At 70.2% G+C, this 17,744-nt stretch carries 18 protein-coding genes and 1 pseudogene; 9 read left to right on the forward strand and 10 right to left on the reverse strand.

Features of this window, described 5'->3' with window-relative positions:
- The first annotated feature begins 130 nt into the window (after positions 1–130).
- The gene (locus AC4OXY_RS25725; RefSeq protein WP_356032407.1) at positions 131–994 is read left to right on the forward strand and encodes a hypothetical protein; all 864 of its coding nucleotides are present in this window, start codon (positions 131–133) and stop codon (positions 992–994) included.
- A gap of 383 nt (positions 995–1,377) precedes the next feature.
- Here the strand turns inward: AC4OXY_RS25725 and AC4OXY_RS25730 are convergent, their stop codons facing one another.
- The 3 genes and pseudogenes from AC4OXY_RS25730 to AC4OXY_RS25740 form a co-directional block, all read right to left on the reverse strand.
- On the reverse strand, positions 1,378–2,643 hold the full coding sequence (locus AC4OXY_RS25730) for a DUF4241 domain-containing protein (protein WP_376287893.1): 1,266 nt from the start codon (positions 2,641–2,643) through the stop codon (positions 1,378–1,380).
- 163 nt (positions 2,644–2,806) lie between these two features.
- Positions 2,807–2,935, reverse strand: a pseudogene (locus tag AC4OXY_RS25735) (thiamine biosynthesis protein ThiC); the annotation flags it as partial.
- 11 nt (positions 2,936–2,946) lie between these two features.
- The gene (locus AC4OXY_RS25740) at positions 2,947–3,345 is read right to left on the reverse strand and encodes a winged helix-turn-helix transcriptional regulator (protein WP_491991133.1); all 399 of its coding nucleotides are present in this window, start codon (positions 3,343–3,345) and stop codon (positions 2,947–2,949) included.
- 94 nt (positions 3,346–3,439) lie between these two features.
- Between AC4OXY_RS25740 and AC4OXY_RS25745 the strand changes: the two genes are divergently transcribed.
- On the forward strand, positions 3,440–4,378 hold the full coding sequence (locus AC4OXY_RS25745; protein WP_376287895.1) for an NADP-dependent oxidoreductase: 939 nt from the start codon (positions 3,440–3,442) through the stop codon (positions 4,376–4,378).
- Positions 4,379–4,468: 90 nt separating this feature from the next.
- Here the strand turns inward: AC4OXY_RS25745 and thiC are convergent, their stop codons facing one another.
- Positions 4,469–6,271 (reverse strand): phosphomethylpyrimidine synthase ThiC, encoded by a 1,803-nt coding sequence (gene thiC / locus AC4OXY_RS25750; protein WP_356032418.1) that lies wholly within the window; start codon positions 6,269–6,271, stop codon positions 4,469–4,471.
- A 242-nt stretch (positions 6,272–6,513) separates the two neighbouring features.
- On the opposite strand from thiC, the gene AC4OXY_RS25755 reads away from it, so the two are divergent.
- Positions 6,514–8,034 (forward strand): YibE/F family protein, encoded by a 1,521-nt coding sequence (locus AC4OXY_RS25755; RefSeq protein ID WP_362820657.1) that lies wholly within the window; start codon positions 6,514–6,516, stop codon positions 8,032–8,034.
- Between the two features lie 112 nt (positions 8,035–8,146).
- Here AC4OXY_RS25755 and AC4OXY_RS25760 read toward each other — a convergent pair whose 3' ends face one another.
- From AC4OXY_RS25760 to AC4OXY_RS25775, 4 genes are all read right to left on the reverse strand, one after another.
- On the reverse strand, positions 8,147–8,584 hold the full coding sequence (locus AC4OXY_RS25760; RefSeq protein WP_071374953.1) for an SsgA family sporulation/cell division regulator: 438 nt from the start codon (positions 8,582–8,584) through the stop codon (positions 8,147–8,149).
- 99 nt (positions 8,585–8,683) lie between these two features.
- On the reverse strand, positions 8,684–9,508 hold the full coding sequence (locus AC4OXY_RS25765; RefSeq protein WP_376287898.1) for an IclR family transcriptional regulator: 825 nt from the start codon (positions 9,506–9,508) through the stop codon (positions 8,684–8,686).
- A gap of 442 nt (positions 9,509–9,950) precedes the next feature.
- Entirely contained in the window at positions 9,951–10,163 is a 213-nt protein-coding gene (locus AC4OXY_RS25770; protein ID WP_094218693.1) for a DUF5326 family protein, read from the reverse strand.
- 168 nt (positions 10,164–10,331) lie between these two features.
- The gene (locus AC4OXY_RS25775; RefSeq protein WP_071374950.1) at positions 10,332–10,649 is read right to left on the reverse strand and encodes a cupin domain-containing protein; all 318 of its coding nucleotides are present in this window, start codon (positions 10,647–10,649) and stop codon (positions 10,332–10,334) included.
- Between the two features lie 59 nt (positions 10,650–10,708).
- On the opposite strand from AC4OXY_RS25775, the gene AC4OXY_RS25780 reads away from it, so the two are divergent.
- The 5 genes from AC4OXY_RS25780 to AC4OXY_RS25800 all read left to right on the forward strand — a co-directional run bounded on the left by AC4OXY_RS25780 (position 10,709) and on the right by AC4OXY_RS25800 (position 14,419).
- Complete coding sequence (locus AC4OXY_RS25780; RefSeq protein ID WP_071374949.1) at positions 10,709–11,086, forward strand: phage holin family protein; 378 nt, start codon at positions 10,709–10,711, stop codon at positions 11,084–11,086.
- Between the two features lie 7 nt (positions 11,087–11,093).
- Positions 11,094–11,585 carry a low molecular weight protein-tyrosine-phosphatase gene (locus tag AC4OXY_RS25785; protein WP_376287901.1) on the forward strand — a complete coding sequence of 164 codons (492 nt, stop codon included), beginning with the start codon at positions 11,094–11,096 and terminating at the stop codon, positions 11,583–11,585.
- Positions 11,582–12,730 (forward strand): cystathionine gamma-lyase, encoded by a 1,149-nt coding sequence (locus AC4OXY_RS25790; protein WP_376287903.1) that lies wholly within the window; start codon positions 11,582–11,584, stop codon positions 12,728–12,730. Before AC4OXY_RS25785 ends, AC4OXY_RS25790 begins: the two co-directional genes overlap by 4 nt.
- A gap of 214 nt (positions 12,731–12,944) precedes the next feature.
- Positions 12,945–13,850, forward strand: a complete 906-nt coding sequence (locus AC4OXY_RS25795) for a LysR family transcriptional regulator (protein WP_376287905.1) — start codon at positions 12,945–12,947, stop codon at positions 13,848–13,850.
- 86 nt (positions 13,851–13,936) lie between these two features.
- A complete protein-coding gene (locus tag AC4OXY_RS25800; protein WP_053660775.1) occupies positions 13,937–14,419 on the forward strand; it encodes an NUDIX domain-containing protein in 483 nt (160 codons plus the stop codon).
- 22 nt (positions 14,420–14,441) lie between these two features.
- Here the strand turns inward: AC4OXY_RS25800 and AC4OXY_RS25805 are convergent, their stop codons facing one another.
- Together AC4OXY_RS25805 and AC4OXY_RS25810 are read right to left on the reverse strand one after the other, a co-directional pair.
- Complete coding sequence (locus tag AC4OXY_RS25805; RefSeq protein WP_356032436.1) at positions 14,442–15,857, reverse strand: globin domain-containing protein; 1,416 nt, start codon at positions 15,855–15,857, stop codon at positions 14,442–14,444.
- 184 nt (positions 15,858–16,041) lie between these two features.
- The gene (locus AC4OXY_RS25810; protein ID WP_376287907.1) at positions 16,042–16,674 is read right to left on the reverse strand and encodes an HAD family hydrolase; all 633 of its coding nucleotides are present in this window, start codon (positions 16,672–16,674) and stop codon (positions 16,042–16,044) included.
- 149 nt (positions 16,675–16,823) lie between these two features.
- Between AC4OXY_RS25810 and AC4OXY_RS25815 the strand changes: the two genes are divergently transcribed.
- Positions 16,824–17,690 (forward strand): GNAT family N-acetyltransferase, encoded by an 867-nt coding sequence (locus AC4OXY_RS25815; protein WP_356032441.1) that lies wholly within the window; start codon positions 16,824–16,826, stop codon positions 17,688–17,690.
- The last annotated feature ends 54 nt before the right edge of the window (positions 17,691–17,744 follow it).

A 17,744-nucleotide genomic window follows, 5' to 3' on the forward strand; every position in this document is an offset into this window, starting at 1 on the left:
AATTTCCGCAACCCCCTGTCACCGCGCACCGTCACGGCTCTACCATCGGCTTATCCGTAGCAGGCTCCCCTCCGTTTCTGCCCGACGGCTCGCCGGCGTGCGAGCCCCAAGCCCTACGGAGCATCGGGGGATGCACATGAACAGCGTTCCGCAGCACCTGCTGAGTGAGGACCGCCAGGAATTCGAGCGGCTCCTCGATGAGGCGCTGCGCTCCGCACCACACCGACCGGAACTGGCCGCTGTCGGACAGCGGCTCAACTCCGAACAGCTGCGCACCATGGCGCTCAACGCCACCGCCCTGATCACGGAGGCCGCCGCAAGCGAGTACGAGCACTACATCGAGGTCCGCGACGAACTGCGCCACCCGGCGATGGCCCCTGCCGTCAGCGGCGATTCCGGTTCCGCGGAGCCGGGTCCGGCCACGGCCGGGCTCACGACCGCCTTCGGCGAGCCGGCCGAGAACACCGGCGCGGGCGCCATCGCGGTCGTCGCCGTACTGGCTCCCGTGCTGTCCGGGACCGCCGCGGCGATCTTCCTCCTCATCGGCTACATCCTGAAGACGCTGAATCCCGGCCAGACCTTCGGCGACACCATGCTCACCGCCGGCTGGGTGTTCGGCGCCGTGACCGCGGCCGCGATCCTCGTCGCCGCCGTCGGACTGCTCCTCACCGCCCTGCGCAACAGCTCCTCGGCCCAGGCCCAGACGCTGAACGCGGCGTACAAGGAGCTGGACAGGGCCAGAGAGGCCTGGCGCAGCGCCCTGCTGGAGCGCGGGATCCTGCCGTTTCTGCGCGAGGCGCTCGCCGAGCCCGGACCGGCCCCCGCGCGGCTGCGCACGACCCCGTCAGCCCCGACCGGCCGGATGCCCCGCCTGGGCTACGACCGTCCCGGCTTCAGCAGCCCCGACAACGGCACCGAGTCCGGCCGCACGGGTTTCACCAGCCCCGACTACACGAGCCCGGACTTCGGCGGCCCGGACCACCGCCCCGAGTAGCCCCACGGCAGCCGGCAGCCCAGGCGCCCCCGGGGCGGCCGGCGGCCCGGGGGCCCCGGGCGCGGCTTCGCGGTGCCCGGTGGTCCGCCGCGCCGCCGTCTCGAACGACCGGCTCGGGGCGGCGAGTTCACCGGGGCTGCGTCCCGGCGGTGCCGTACGAGGGCGGCGGCGGCCCGCCGCTCGCCGTCGATCCGGGCCCGCTCGGCGTCCGGGCAGAGCGGCGCGCACACTGTCGGCGCCCTCGCCCGGCATCAGCTCCGGGCTCGCGTTCCTGTCGTCTCCGTCGCTTCGGTCTCCGAACCGGCACCGCGGACGAGGTCCGCGAAGCCGTCGGCTTGCGGAAACCGCCCTCCGCCACGAGGTGGACGAACTCATCGCACGGCTCACAGGATCCTGAGGTCCAGAAGATAGACGCACACGACCACGACGGAGACCAGCTTCCCGGACGCCGAGCGGCCCAGCCAGACCGGCCACACCCCGTCCCCTCCGGTGGCGAACTGGATGAGGTCAGCGCCGCTCGCGCTGTCCGAGGTGCGCACACAGTAGCTGTCGCCGACCCGCTCGCCCGCGTGCTCCTCCCCGTCCATGCTGTAGCGCCGGTACTTGTCCGCGAGCACGTCCCACGCGGCGGAGTCGGCGAAGCCGCCCAGCGCGGCATCCGTGGCGAAGCCGTAGGCCTCGTGGTGCCGCAGCAGCCTCGGGTCCTCGCCCTCGGCGAGCGCCGGCTCCCAGGTGACCGCCGGTTCGGTGTCGATCAGGAGCCGGACGGCGGCGCCCTCCTCCGTGGGGAACACCTCGTCGTCGTACTCCAACTCGTAGCTGAGCACGGTCTCCTGCACCGGGTACGCGCCCGGCGGAATGCGCTCCAGCAGCTCGCGCTGCCCGCCGTCGTCCGTCGTCAGGGGGCAGTCGACGGCGAGTCTGCCGCTCGGCACCCGCAGCACCGCGATCTCCCGCACGTCGGCGACGGTCATCTCCGGCTCGTCCTTCGTGGCCAGCCGTGTGCCGGGCCGGAACAACTCGCTCAGGTGGGACGGTGCCGTCGGGCGCGGCGGCAGCCAGCGGGACGGCGTCACGGGTATGCCGTCAGCGGCGGGCGCCACCGGGGCGTCCGCGTGCCGGCCGCGCACGGACGGTGCGGCCAGGAGCGGGCTTCCGACGCCTGCCACGCCGAACTGCGCCCGGTCCCGCCGGCGCTCGGCCTCGGGCACGTCCGGGCGTCCGTGCCGTGACGGGCCCAGGACACCCTGCGGCTCGGACACCGTGCGGCCCCTGCCGCCCGGGTAGAGGTCCGTCGTCGTGCGCCAGGCGTCCTGCGCGAACTCGGCCTGCTCCTGGGACTCATAGCGCCACTCCGACCGGTGGCGCAGGAACAGGCTCCCCGGTTCGAGCAGGCGCCAGTCCAGCTCCTGCGTACGGCGGCCCCGCTCGTCGTACGCCCACACCCCCACGTAGTGGTCCGCCCAGGCCACGAGATGGACCTCGACGGGCACGGTCCGCCCCGGTACCCGATGGACCATCACATACGGCTGCTCCGCCCGGTCCCGGGCCTCGGCCTCGGTTCGCGTGAGCGGTTCCAGGGCGCTGCACGAGGACAGATCCCACCCCTTGGCGTACGACACCAGCGCGGTGCGTCCGTCGTCGGCCATGTCGATTCCCCCTCCACGCCTGACAGGTTGCTGCGCTGCAATCGACCGTAGCGTCCGCCTCTGACAACGGGCCGAGGACGGGGCCGTGGGCGCCCGAGCACCTGTGAGCGCGGCCGGGCGGTGCTCACGGCCCTTCACCTGTGAGCACCGCTCCGGGGAGCCGTCAGTCGGCGATCGGCAGGTACACCCTGTTGCCGCTCGCCGCGAACTCCTTCGACTTCTGGGCCATGCCCTCCTCGATCTCGACCCGGCTGCCGCCGTGTTCGCGGCGGATGTTCTGCGAGATCTTCATGCCGGACATGATCAGCCCTGAGTCTCACGCTCGTCGAATGTCTTCCTGGCCATCTGGAATGCGGCGATGTTCGCCTGCGACCAGTCGGTGATGCTCTGCACCAGCCCACCTGCCTCCTGGCCCAGTTTGGTCAGCTGGTACTCCACGCGCGGCGGCACGGTCGGGAACACAGTCCGCGTCAGCAGGCCTTCGCGTTCCAGCGCGCGCAGGGTCTGCGTCAGCACCTTCGGGGTCACGCCATCCAGCCGCCGCCGCAGTTCCGCGAACCGCATGGGTCGGCCGTCCTCAAGTGCCACCAGTACCAGCATGGTCCACTTGCTGGCGATCAGCTCCAGCACGGCACGCGTGGGGCAGTCACGCAGGAAGACGTCCACGCCACCGTGTTTCCTCAGGTCGAAGCCGGTATCCATGAGGAACCTCGATATCAGATAAGTGCCTTCTTCCGCACTGTTGTCACTCGGGCCGACCATGGGACGCACCGCGACCCACTGACAAGGAGTTCTGATGTCCGCCCGCATGCATGCCATCGTCCAGTCCGCGTTCGGCGGCCCCGAGGAGCTCACCTACACCGAGACCGACGTGCCCGAGCCCGGCCCCGGTGAGGTATTGCTGCGGGTCGCCGGTGCCGGAGTCAACCCGGGTGACGCGGTGCTCCGCGCTGGTCGTGTGCCGGAGCTGGTCACCCTGCCGTGGACGCCGGGCAACGACGTGGCCGGTGTCGTCGAGCAGGTCGGAGAAGGCGTTACGCGGTTCGCACCGGGCGACAAGGTGTACGGCATGCTGTCGGTCACCCGACGCGGCGCGTACGCCGAGTTCACTGCCGTGCTGGCCGACGCGCTGGCTCTCGCGCCCAAGAACCTCGGCCTGGTGCACGCGGGGGCTGTGCCTCTGGTCGCGTTCACCGCTTGGCAGGCGCTGGCCGTGCTGGCCCGGGTCCGGCCCGGCGACCGCGTACTGATCCACGCGGCGGCGGGCGGCGTCGGTCACGTCGCGGTGCAGCTGGCCAAGGAGTTGGGGGCGTACGTCATCGGTACCGCACGGGCGGCCCGTCATGACCTCCTTCGCGAACTGGGTGCCGACGAACTGATCGACTACACCACCACCGACTTCCGGACGGCCGTGGCTCCGGTCGACGCGGTCCTGGACCTGGTCGGCGGTTCCTACGGGCCGCGCTCCCTCGATGTGCTCCGGCCGGATGGTCTGCTCATCGGCGCGTCGATCGACCCGGGTACGGACGAGCGGCAGGCAGCCACCCGCGGACTGCGCTATGCATGGGTCGCGTCCGAGCCCTCCGGTGAGTTTCTGGATCGGATCACCGAACGCATCGAGGCAGGTCGGCTACGGGTCGCGGTGCAGCAGACCTACCCGCTGGCCGAAGCATCGGAGGCTCACCGCACCATCGAGGCCAAGCGCACCATGGGCAAGATCGTCCTTGTGCCGTGACCGACTCGATCACCAAGCAACCGGCATGGTCCGCGCTTCGCGTGACGCCCTCACGTCGACTCGGAAACGCGGACCGCTTGCAGCCGGAACTCAGTCCGCGATCGGCAGATACACCCGGTTCCCCGCCTCGGCGAACTCCTTCGACTTCTGGAGCATCCCCTCAGCGACCTCCTCCGCCGACGCCCCCTCAGCCGCCGCGCCACCGAACCGCTCTGTGATGCTTTGGCTAATCTTCATGCTGCAGAACTTCGGCCCGCACATGGAGCAGAAGTGGGCCGTCTTGGCGGGCTCGGCCGGCAGGGTCTCGTCGTGGAACTCCCGTGCCGTGTCCGGGTCCAGCGCGAGGTTGAACTGGTCCTCCCACCGGAACTCGAAGCGGGCGTCGGACAGCGCGTCGTCCCACTCCTGCGCGCCCGGGTGTCCCTTGGCGAGGTCGGCCGCGTGGGCGGCGATCTTGTAGGTGATGACGCCGGTCTTGACGTCGTCCCGGTTGGGCAGGCCCAGGTGCTCCTTGGGCGTGACGTAGCAGAGCATCGCCGTGCCCCACCAGGCGATCATCGCGGCACCGATGCCGGAGGTGATGTGGTCGTACGCCGGAGCGACGTCCGTCGTCAGCGGGCCGAGCGTATAGAACGGAGCCTCATCGCAGATCTCCTGCTGAAGGTCGATGTTCTCCTTGATCTTGTGCATCGGGACGTGTCCCGGGCCCTCGATCATGGTCTGTACGTGGAAACGCTTGGCGATCGTGTTGAGTTCCCCGAGCGTGCGCAACTCCGCGAACTGCGCCTCGTCGTTGGCGTCCGCGATCGAACCCGGCCGCAGGCCGTCGCCCAGCGAGTAGGTGACGTCGTAGGCGGCGAGGATCTCGCACAGTTCCTCGAAGTTCTCGTACAGGAACGACTCCTTGTGGTGCGCGAGGCACCATGCGGCCATGATCGAGCCGCCGCGCGAGACGATGCCGGTCTTGCGGTTGGCGGTGAGCGGCACGTACGGCAGCCGGACGCCCGCGTGGACGGTCATGTAGTCCACGCCCTGCTCGGCCTGCTCGATGACCGTGTCCTTGTAGATCTCCCAGGTCAGCTCCTCGGCCCTGCCGTCGACCTTCTCCAGGGCCTGGTAGAGCGGCACCGTGCCGATGGGAACGGGGGAGTTGCGCAGCACCCACTCGCGCGTCGTGTGGATGTTGCGGCCGGTGGACAGGTCCATGACCGTGTCGGCGCCCCACCGGGTCGCCCAGGTCATCTTCTCCACCTCCTCCTCGATGGAGGAGGTCACCGCGGAGTTGCCGATGTTGGCGTTGACCTTCACCAGGAACCGCTTGCCGATGATCATCGGCTCGATCTCCGGGTGGTTGACGTTGGCCGGCAGCACCGCGCGGCCGGCCGCGATCTCCTCGCGGACCACCTCAGGTGAAACGTTCTCCCGGATGGCCACGTACTCCATCTCCGGAGTGATCTCGCCCCGGCGCGCGTACGCGAGCTGCGTCACCGCCTGGCCGCTGCGGCCCCGGCGCGGCTGGCGCGGCCGTCCCGGGAAGACCGCGTCGAGGTTGCGCAGCCCGCCGCGCGGCGAGGTGTGCTTGATCCCGTCGTCCTCGGGGCGGACGGGACGGCCCGCGTACTCCTCGGTGTCACCGCGAGCGATGATCCAGTTCTCCCGCAGCGGCGACAGTCCCCTGCGGACATCGGTGTCGACGACTGGATCGGTGTACGGGCCCGACGTGTCGTACAGCGTGACCGACTGCCCGTTGGTGAGATGCACCTGGCGGACCGGCACGCGCAGGTCGGGGCGCGAGCCCTCGACGTACGCCTTGTGCCAGCCGATGGACTTCCCGGTCTCCTGGGACTTCTCGTCCTGAACGGAGACAGGCGTGCGTGCGTCCTTGTTGGTCATGAGACCTACTCCCTACGCCGGCATTACCCGGTAACAGGTTCGGCGGTCGACGCAGCGGTTTCCGTCTGCCGGTGTATCCCGTGAAACGGACGTCGTTCCACGTGAAACATCGCGAATACGGAGGTCAGCGCCCTCTCAGCCCGGTGCTCCGAGCTCCCGCGTGTGCAAAGGTGCCTCCACGCTAGCGTCATATGTGGCGTACTGAACAGTGGGCCCCCGGGCGTTCTTGCAATGATCGGGCGGTGACCAGGACCGAGCAGTACCCGTACCAGCCCCCCGAGCCGCGCCGCCGGGACGGCTCAGCGGCAGGCGACGGCCACGGCCAGGCCGTCACGACGCCGGGCCCCGGGCACGGTTCTGGGCACGGCCCAGGCCGGGGATCCGGCGGGGACGACGACCATCGCCACGACCGCGGCCACGCACACGGGCACGGTCAGCCGCAAGCCCCCGGTCACGCACACGGCCACGGTCACAGCCACAGCCATGGGCCTGCCGCGCCGGTCTCCCGGCACCTGCGCAAGGTCATCGCGGCGATCCTGATCCCCTTCACCGCCGCGGTCGTGGTGGGGCTCGTGGTGCTGTGGCCGGGCGGTGCGCCGCCGCACAAGCGCACCGGCGTCGGCTTCGACCAGCAGACCCAGCAGGCCACCGTCACCCAGGTCGTCGAGGTCAGCTGCAAGTCGGTGAACGCCTCCGGCGAGACCCCCACCGGCGACACCGCCACCGCCGAGGGCAACTCGGCCCAGCAGGAGGCGAACGGCACCTGTCACAAGGCCACGATCCGGATCGACACCGGCAAGGACAAGGGCCGCACCTTCACCGAGATCGTGCAGCCCGACCAGCCACGGCAGCTGCACCAGAGCGAGGCCGTCGTAGTCGCATACGAACCCTCCGCGCCCAAGGACCTGCAGTACTCCGTCACCGACGTCAACCGCCGCTTCCCGATGGGCCTGCTGGCCGGGATCTTCGCCCTCGCCGTCGTGGTCGTGGGCCGACTGCGCGGCGTCATGGCGCTCGTCGCGCTGGCCATCAGCTTCATGGTGCTGAACTTCTTCATCCTGCCCGCAATCCTGCAAGGGTCGAACCCTCTCCTCGTGGCGGTGATCGGGTCCAGCACGATCATGCTGATCGCCCTCTACCTGTGCCATGGCCTGTCCGCCCGCACATCGGTGGCCGTGCTCGGCACGCTCGCCTCACTGGCGCTGATCGGCATCCTCGGCTCACAGTTCATCGACTGGGCCGCGCTCACCGGCAACACCGACGACCAAACCGGCCTGATCCACGGCCTCTACCCGAAGATCGACATGAGCGGTCTGCTGCTCGCCGGCGTCATCATCGGCTCGCTCGGCGTCCTGGACGACGTGACGGTGACGCAGACGTCGGCCGTCTGGGAGCTGCACGAGGCCAACCCCTCTCTCGGCCGGCGCGCGCTGTACCGGGCGGGCATCCGCATCGGCCGCGACCACATCGCCTCCGTGGTCAACACCCTCGTCCTCGCCTACGCCGGCGCCGCGCTGCCGCTGCTGCTGCTGTTCTCGATCGCGCAGAGCAGCGTCGGAACGGTGGCCAACAGCGAGCTGGTCGCCGAGGAGATCGTGCGCACCCTGGTGGGCTCGATCGGTCTGGTCGCCTCTGTCCCGCTCACCACTGCGCTCGCCGCGCTGGTGGTCTCCGCCGACCGCCCCGGCCCGGACGCCCCGGCCGGAAACGGCGCCCAGCCCGCCCCGGCACGCGGCGGCCGGGGCCGGCGCCGGAAGCGGTGAGGCGTCAGCCCCTGCGGAGGTCAGGCAGCGGCCACGCCGGATGTCCCAGAGAAGCGTTCCTGCATAGCTCCACGCACCACGCGGAGGCCCTGAGCCCCCCTGCCGTAACGCTTCAGCCGGCGCTCTGTTCCTCGGCCAGGATGCGGTCCAGGGCCTCCTCCAGGTGCGCGTCGAAATCGGCGAGCGCACCCTCCTGACCCAGCGGCACCAGCTTGTCGGTGCGGTCCAGGAAGGCCACGAGCGGCGGCGTCGACGAGCGGAACAGCGCCTGGTCGCCACCGACCTGAAGCCTGATCAACACTTCGCCGAGCGCCTCGGAATCGGCGGGGGCGATGTGCACATCCCCTTCCCCGCACGGCCGGCCCACGCCGTCGATCAGCAGCTCTCGCCCGAAAGCCCAGGTCACCGGAGCGTCACCGGGCAGATGGAAGGTGAGCCGCACGGCATAGGGATCATCGGTCTCGTAGCGCAACTCCACCGGAATGCGGAAGGAGAGCTCCTCCGAAACGAGAAAGCTCATCATGACTTCTGCCTGTACGGACTCGCGCATCGTCTACCCCGTCATATGACATCGACTGGCTGGGAGTGGCCCTCTAAGCGTGGGTCAAATCTTGCTGAACGTACACAGCACATCACAAGGAGTAAGTTTTCAGATACTGATAGAGAGACCGAGGGTCCCCAGGTGGCGCCCGATCTCCGCCTGAAGCCGATGAGCCGCGGGCAGCAGCCGGTCGGCCTGGCTGACAGGCAGCGACATGGCCATCGTGGCCACGGTGGTGCCGACCGTGATCGGGACCGCGGCACAGACCGTCCCGAGCACGTACTCCTGGCGCTCCACCACCGGCTCCATCCGCCTCGTCCGGGCCAGCCGCCGTAGCAGGGCGTCGTTGTCCCGCACCGTGTACGGCGTGATGGGCTGCACGGGGTAGCGGTCGAGATGGTCGCGGCGGGCGTCCTCGTCCAGCTGGGAGAGCAGACACTGCCCGATCGCGTGCGCGTGGCCGGTTGCCCGGAAGTCGGCCCACTCCTCGACCGCGGGCACCTCGGGGGAGTCGGAGACGCACATGACCTCGATCTCGCCGTCCCGGTACATCGCGTAGTACACCGGCACACCGATGGAATCGCGCCAGTGCGCGAGCGTGTCCGCGACCGCGCTGCGACGTTTCTGCTGGGCTCCGCTGCTACCCAGCCGCTCGGCCGCGTCACCGAGGAAGAACAGCCCCTTCTCGCGGCGCAGATAGCCCTCGTGGACCAGTGTGCGCAGCAGGTGGTACGTCGTCGGCAGGGCGAGGCCGGTCTCGCGCGCCAGTTGCTTGGCGGGGGCGCCGTAGACATGCTCGGCGACCGTCTCCAGCAGGCGCATCGCGCGCTGGACGGATCCGATGAGCGTCGCGGCGGTCGCGGGCTCCGGGGCGTCCGCGGAGCGCGGCTGGACGAGCAGCCCCGCGGAGGGGCGTCGGCCGGAACCGGCCATGGATTGCGGCCGGTTCGAGTCGCCGGGCGGCGGTGGCCCGGCGGCGTCAGGGGAGCGGGGAGGACGGGGCGAGTCCGCGGGAAGGGCGGTGGCGGAGTCGATGTCCGCCGAGTGCGGCTGTCCGGGGACGGCCACGGTGGGCGCGCGCCGTGTGGGAGGTACGCAGGGACGCGGCGGGTTGGGGGGTACGTGGGATTCTGCCGGTGCGGTGTCGACCGTGGCCAAGAGGTACTCCCGGAGCGCGATGGGCAGCCCGTGCCGGGGAAGAGCACGGAGGGGTCTGCGCCACCCACGGGGCCTGACCCCGCGGGGAGTTCCGGACTTTAACCGTCCGCCACCGCGTGCAGACGGCCTCGCGGGGAAACTTCCCTCCCCCGAGGGAACCCGTCACCCCGGCCGGGACCGGTGATCGCGTGGTTCGCTCACCAGTCCCCGCGTGCCGTCACCAGTCGCTGCGCGACGAGGAGTTCGACATGAACTTGCGCACGATGTAGATCAGTCCGCCGACCAGCGCGACGAAGACCAGCGCCTTGAACAGCAGGCCGATCACGAACCCGACGACGGTCGCTATCAGGCTGCCGAACACGACCAGGGCGATGACCGGCACCGCGACCCACTTCACCCACCACGGCAGTCCCGCGAAGATCTCTCGCATCGCCTTTTCCTTTGCGTTGTCGTATGTCGTATGCGTCGTCGTACGTCTGCGTTCTCGTACGCCGTTGATGTTCCGCATTCGATGCTAGAGCCGCGAGGGGGCCCTGCGGGGGTCTGTCGTCCCTTGTCCTCCCCTGACCCGTCCCCTAGGGAACCCCGAGGCCCGGTCTCACGCCTCCGGCGGAGAGAAGACGACGAGAACCCTCAGATCCTCGCTGATGTGGTGGAACTTGTGGGCGACCCCGGCCGGGACGTAGACGACGCTGCCCCGTGCCACCTCGGTCGTCTCCATGCCGACCGTGATCGACGCCCGGCCGCTCACCACGAAGTACACCTCGTCCTGGTTGTGCGGCTTCTGCGGGTCGTGCTCGCCCGCGTTGAGCGCGTACAGACCGACCGACATGTTCCGCTCCCGCAGGAACTGAAGGTAGGCCCCCTCGTTGGCGGCGCGCTCCGCCTCCAGTTCGTCCAGCCGGAATGCCTTCATCGCCGCTGTCGCCCTCGTCTCACTGCTCGGTTCCGATCGGGTCTGCCACGATCAGACACATGAAGAATTTCGTAGTCAAGACGATCGCCAACGCAGGCGCCCTCGCAGTCGCCGTGTGGCTGCTCGACAAGATCACCCTGACCGGTGACAACACCGCCAAGAAGGCCGGCACGCTGATCGTGGTCGCGCTGATCTTCGGTCTGGTCAACTGGCTGGTCAAGCCGATCGTGAAGGTGCTCACCTTCCCACTGTTCATCCTCACCCTCGGCCTGATCACCCTGGTCGTGAACGCGCTGATGCTGCTGTTGACCTCCTGGGTGTGCGGCAAGCTCTCGCTGAGCTTCCATGTGGAGGGCTTCTGGACGGCCGTTCTCGGCGGTCTGATCATCTCCGTCGTCTCCTGGGCCCTGCACATGGTCCTGCCGGACGAGGACTGAGCACGCCATGACCTACCGCGTCTGTTTCGTGTGCACCGGCAACATCTGCCGCTCCCCGATGGCCGAATCCGTCTTCCGCGCGCGGGTGGCCGAGGCCGGGCTCGAGGACCGGGTCGAGGTCGGCAGTGCTGGTACCGGCGGCTGGCACGAGGGCGATCCCGCCGACCCGCGCGCCGTCTCGGTGCTCGCCGAGCACGGCTACGACGGCGAGCACGTCGCGCGGCAGTTCCAGCCGTCGTGGTTCGCCCGCCTCGACCTCGTGATCGCCCTCGACAACGGCCATCTCAAGGCCCTGCGCCGCCTCGCCCCCACCGAGGAGGACGCCCTGAAGGTGCGCCTGCTGCGCTCCTACGACCCCGCCGCGGGCGACGACCTCGACGTACCGGATCCGTACTACGGACACCGCGACGGCTTCGAGGAATGTCTTGCCATGGTGGAGGCGGCGAGCACCGGGCTGTTCGCCGCCGTACGGGGGCGCCTGGAAGGGCGGGCCGCATGAGCGAGGCCGCCGAGGACCCAGGCCGGGCCGGCGAGAGCACGCGCGCGGTGCGCGCGGGACTGCCCGAGCCGGTCAAGCACGAACCGACCCTGCCCGGGCCGGTGTTCGCGGCGCACTTCCACCTGCCCGGCGAGGCGACGGGCCCGTACCTGTACGGCCGTGACGAGAACCCGACCTGGACGCTGCTGGAGCGGGCCATCGGCGAGCTGGAGGCGCCCGGGCGGGACGACGTCGAGACGCTCGTCTTCGCGTCCGGCATGGCGGCGATCTCCTCCGTGCTGTTCTCCCAGCTGCGCGCCGGGGACGCGGTGGTGCTGCCCTCCGACGGCTACCAGGTGCTTCCTCTGGTCCGCGCCCAGCTGGAGGCGTACGGCATCGAGGTGCGCACGGCGCCCACCGGCGGGGACCGCCAGCTGGAGGTCCTGGACGGCGCCCGGCTGCTGTGGATCGAGTCCCCGTCGAACCCGGGGCTGGACGTGTGCGACATCCGGCGGCTGGTGGCGGCGGCCCACGCACAGGGCACCCTGGTGGCCGTCGACAACACCCTCGCCACCCCGCTCGGCCAGCGCCCGCTGGAGCTGGGTGCCGACTTCTCCGTGGCCAGTGGCACCAAGCAGCTCACCGGGCACGGGGACGTGCTGCTCGGCTACGTCGCCGGCCGGGACGCCGAGGCGATGGCCTCCGTACGCCGCTGGCGCAAGATCGTCGGGGCGATCTCCGGGCCCATGGAGGCCTGGCTCGCGCACCGGTCCATCGCCACGCTCGCCTTGCGTGTCGAACGGCAGAACACCACCGCCGTCGCGCTCGCCGAGGCGCTGAAGCAGCGGCCCGAGGTGTCCGGCCTGCGCCACCCCGGGCTGCCCGGCGACCCGGCGCACCAGGTAGCCGCGCGGCAGATGCGCCGCTACGGGTGCGTGGTCTCCTTCACCCTGCCCACGCGCGCGCGTGCCGAGCGTTTTCTCGCGTCCCTGCGGCTGGTGGAGGACGCGACGAGCTTCGGCGGGGTGCGCTCGACTGCCGAGCGTCGGCGCCGCTGGGGCGGGGACGACGTGCCGGAGGGCTTCATCCGGATGTCCGTCGGCGCCGAGGACCCCGAGGACCTGATCGCGGACGTGCTGCGGGCCCTGGACGAGTCCGCCGAGTGAGGAACCCGCGTCCCCCTGAACCGCACGACGGTCCGAGCCTCCCCCCTCCTGGCTCGGACCGTCTTCGGTTCTCCGCGCGAAGAACCGCGCGAACAAGGCTAGTTGACTCTCTGTCAGTGTCCAATCACGCTAGCGACAGCAACGTATCGACATATTTATAGTTGGTGCCTGCCTGGGGGCACCGGAGGAGGGCAGGGACAGGAGAGGGGAAACCGTGGATCTGGCCTTGCTGCGCACTTTCGTCACCGTGCACCGGGCCGGCTCCTTCACCCGCGCCGCGGCACTGCTCGGCCTCTCCCAGCCCGCCGTCACCTCACAGATCCGCACGCTGGAACGCCAGCTGGGCAAGCCGCTCTTCCTCCGGCAGGCACGCGGGGTGACCCCGACGACCATCGGCGACGAACTCGCGCACAAGGCCGCGCCCCACCTCGACGCCCTGGTGGAGATAGCCGAGAGCGGCCTGGACGACGACTCCTCGCTGAGAACCCTGCACCTCGCCGGCCCGCCCGAGTTCACCGCTGAACGCGCTCTGCCCGCCCTCACCGAGCTGACCGGCGACGACGGTCAGGGCTTCGCGCTGCGCGCCTCCTTCGGCACGGCCGAGGAAACCCTGGAAGGCCTGGCAGCAGGACACCATGATCTGGCCATCAGTACGGCCCGGCCGCGCGGCGCTCTGCTCAGCGCGACTCCGCTCTGCGACGAGGAGCACGTGCTGGTCGCCGCTCCTCGCTGGGTGGAACGGATCGGTGCGGAGGAACTGCGCCTGAAGGGGGCGTCGGCGCTGGAGGACCTGCCCGTCGTCGAGGTCCACGAGTCGCTGCCCCTGGTCTCGCACTACTGGGCCTCCGTCTTCGACTCCCGCCCCGCCGCCTCGGGGGCGGTCGTCGTCCCGGATCTGCGAGCCGTGTTGGCCTGCACGATCGCCGGTGCCGGGATGGCGGTGCTGCCCCGCTATCTGTGCGCCCCGGCCCTGGCCGAGGGCGAGATCGTGAGGCTGCACGATCCGGCGGTACCGCCGCTGCGCACGTACTTCCTGGTGGTGCGCACCGGAACCCTCGCCATGCCCCATGTGGCACGGGCTCACGAGTGGCTCCAGCGGGCGGCCACGGGCTGGGGCTGACCTGCGCACCAAGGCGTTCGCGCGGGCAGAGGTTTCACGTGGAAGCCAGATGTTTCACGTGGAACCGGCTGGGCCACATTTCTCCCATGACCGTCCGACCCGTGGTCAAGCGCACCGCGCGTGCCGTCCTCCTGGACGGTGACGACCTGATCCTGATCAAGCGCACCAAGCCCGGTGTCGATCCCTACTGGGTCACTCCCGGTGGCGGGGTCGAGCCCGGGGATCCGACCGTCGTGGACGCCTTGCACCGCGAGGTGTACGAGGAACTCGGCGCCAAGATCACCGATGTCGTGCCGTGTTTCGTGGACACGGTGGAACACATCGGCGAGGACGGCGGCGCAACCGGCGTGAAGGTGCAGCACTTCTTCGTCTGCCGCCTGGAGTCCATGGATCCGTCCCTGCGGCACGGCCCCGAAGTGGACGAGCCCGCCGGAGAGTACGAGATCGTGCGCGTCCCGTTCACCCGGGTCGGCATCGCCTCCGTCCATCTCGTCCCGCTGTCGCTGCGCCACTACCTGGACGGCAATATCGAGGGCGTACGGGCCATGCACGCCCCCGACCTCGGATAGCGCTCCCCTATTCCCCGATTCCTCAGCTCCCGGCAGTGGGCAGTTCCTCCACGGCGTCGTGCCGTATTCGGCGTGACGGGACGCCGATGTCCCGCAGTACGTCGATGCCGCTGCGGATCATTCCGGGCGGCCCCGAGAGATAGGCGTCGTACTCGTTCCAGGGGCCGTACTCCCGGACGGCGTCGGGGAACCGAAGAGGGGTCTGCTGGTCGGTGACCGCCCGGACCGCGAGCCAGGGGTGGATCTGCCGGAGGCCGAGCAGGGTGTCGATGGCGTACAGGTCGTGGTCGCTGCGGGCGCCGTAGAACACCTCGACCGACCGCCGCACTCCGTGCTCGACGACATCCTCGACCAGGGCCTTAATGGGCGCGATGCCGGTGCCGCCGCCCAGGCAGAGCAGTCCGCTGTCGGTCGTGTGGTCGACGGTCATCGAGCCGACCGGGGCGCCGAGCCGTACGACGTCTCCGGGCCGGGCGCGGTGCACCAGCGCGTTGGAGACCCAGCCGGCCGGTACGGCCTTCACATGAAACGTCAGCAGTCCGTCCGAACGGGGCGCCGAGGCGAAGGAGTAGTGCCGCCATACTCGCGGCCACCAGGGTGTTTCCACGCTCGTGTACTGGCCCGCCAGGAAGGGGTAGGGCTGGTCGGGGCGGACGGTGAGGACCGCGACGTCGGCGGTCCTGAGCTCGTGCGAGACCACCTCGGCGTGCCACCAGGCCGGGGCCCGCAGCTCGTCCATCGCGGCCGCGTCGATCATGGCCTGGGACATCTTCGTGTACGCCCGTACCCAGGCGGCCTCGGTCTCGGGGGTCCAGACGGCGGCGGCGTACGCGCTCAGCGCGCCGAGGAGGCATTCCCCCAGGACCGGATAGTGCTCCGCGCGCGTCCCGTACTTGCGGTGGCCCCGGCCCAGGTTCCGCAGGTAGTCGGTGAGGACTTCGGTGTCGTCCACGTGCTCGGCCACCTTGAGCAGGGACTTCAGCAGGCGTTCCCGCTGGACGTCCATCGCGGCCGGGAACAGCTCACGGAGCTCGGGGTGGCGGACGAAGAGCAGAGCGTAGAAGTAGGACGTGACCTGGTCGGCGATCGGGGCTATCTCGGCCATCGTGCGACGGATGAGCAGGGCGTCCGGAGAACCCTGCCCGGCCGTCGGTCCCGACCGCTGCACCGGCACCCGCTCGACGTCCGTCGACGGCCAGGCGAGTGCTTCCGCGGCCGGCGCGGCCGGCATGTCCGATGCCGGCCCGGCAAGTGGCTCCGCGGCTCGCCCGGCCGGTGCCTCGGCGGAGCGTCTGGGGAGGCCGTGCCTGGTGCTGCCGTCGGCGGCCGACGCTCGGGCACCGTCCGGCGGTGGAGCCGAGGGCACCTTGCGCGGCGTGAACCAGCCGTCCCCGTCCGACGTGCCGTTCTCCCCCGGCGTGGTGGTCGGAGCGTCCATGGTGTGCCCTCGCCTCGAACGTCTTGCGGTCGGTCAGCGCACCTCCCCTCGGAAGATGCATGTTCCCCCGGCGGGCGGCCAGCCGTAGCACCCGCCCCGACCCTACCGGCCGTCGTCCCGCATACAAATCCCCCCTTCCGCTCGCACGCACCAGGCAGGACAGCAGAGCCGCGCGGTCCGACAACTACCGCTCAGCGGCCACCAGTTCATAGGCGTCCCACAGATCCCGCCCCGTGTAGCGGTGGGTCGCGAGGCCGGCCAGGCGGGCGTCCGCGTTGACCGCCACGGAGACCGGCACGGCGGCGAACAGGTCCCGGTCCGAGGACGAGTCGCCGTATGCCACGCAGTCCGCCCGCGCCACCCCGAACTCCGCACAGAGCCGGTCGGCGACAGTGACCTTGGCCGCTGCGCTGAGCACCCCGGCCGCGTCGACCGGCTCGGTGAACGGCACGGCCGGGAAACGCGATCCATGAGCCGCGTGAGCGCCCCAGTCGAGCAGGCGCTCCACGAAGAAGGACGGCGAGAGGGATACCACCGCGCAGTACTCGCCCGCGTTTCGGATCTCCGCCCAGACCTCACGGATCCGGGCCAGCCAGGGCGCCGCCCGGAACGCGACGTCGACGTGCGCGTCGGTCAGATCACCCCACAGCTCGTACACCCGCGCCGCATACTCCGGCGGACCGATCCGCCCCTCGGCGATCGCCCGGTCCAGCGCCACCGTCTCCGCCTCCCGCCCCAGCTGGCGCGAAATCTCCACCGGGGCGGTCGTGCCGTGCAGCAACGTGCCGTCAAGATCGAAGAGATGCAGTCTCGCCATGGCCCGAGGCTAACGGGCTGCCGATGTTTCACGTGAAACACTCCCAGGCCGCCCGCCGGCGCTACACGGGCCCATGCATGGCCAAAAGCACGTACGTCTCCGTCGAAACGGGTGGACGCCAGGGGTGCCCGTCGGACAGCCTGACCTGCGTGCCGACTCCTTCCCTCGCCGCTCTACCCATCCGCCGTCTGACGCTTCGCGATCTCACCGCCTGCGCCGACTTGTCCGAAGACCGGGGGTGGCCACGCGAGGAACACAAGTGGGGCTTTCTCCTCACGGCCGGAAACGGCTTCGGCATCGACGACCCGCAGGGTGGTCTCGTCACCGCGTGCGTCGTCACGCAGTACGGGTCGTGGGGGCTTCCGGATCTTGGCGCCATCGGGATGGTCCTGGTCGCCGAACGACATGCCCGCCAAGGCGTCGGGCGCCGCTTGATGCGCCATGTCGTGTCGACCATGGGAGCCACTCCGCTGACCCTGCACGCAACGGAGAACGGCCGCCCCCTGTACGAGGAACTGGGTTTCAAGGTGACAGGCCGGGCCGAGATGCTCAGCGGCCACTTCACTCGCGGTGGGCCGGAGTCCGGGGTCCCCACTCGCGCTGCCACCGCGGAGGACCTTCCCTCGATCCTGCGGCTCGACGAGGAGGTGTTCGGCAGCGACCGTACCCCTCTCCTCGTGCGGCTGCCCGCCTTCGCCGACCAGCTCCGGGTGGCCGAGGAGGACGGCACACTCACCGGTTACGCAGCCGCGTGGCCGAACATGGACACGCATGTCGTCGGCCCGCTGATCGCCCGCGACACGGAGACCGCCAAAGCCCTCATCGCCTCACTGGCGGACCGTACCGACCGTCCGCTGCGCACCGACATCGACGTACGCCACGAGGAGCTGCTGGCCTGGGCGAAGGCGCGCGGGCTGGCCTCCGTGGCGTTCAACTCCGTGATGACGTACGGCATCCCGGACCTCCCGGGTGACTGGACCCGGCGGTTCGCCCCGCTGACGGTCGCGGCGGGCTGAGGCGCGTACGCCGGGCGGACCTGAAGTTCGGTTGTGGAATACGCCGACATGCGA

It is taken from the genome of Streptomyces sp. HUAS MG56 (assembly GCF_058673395.1).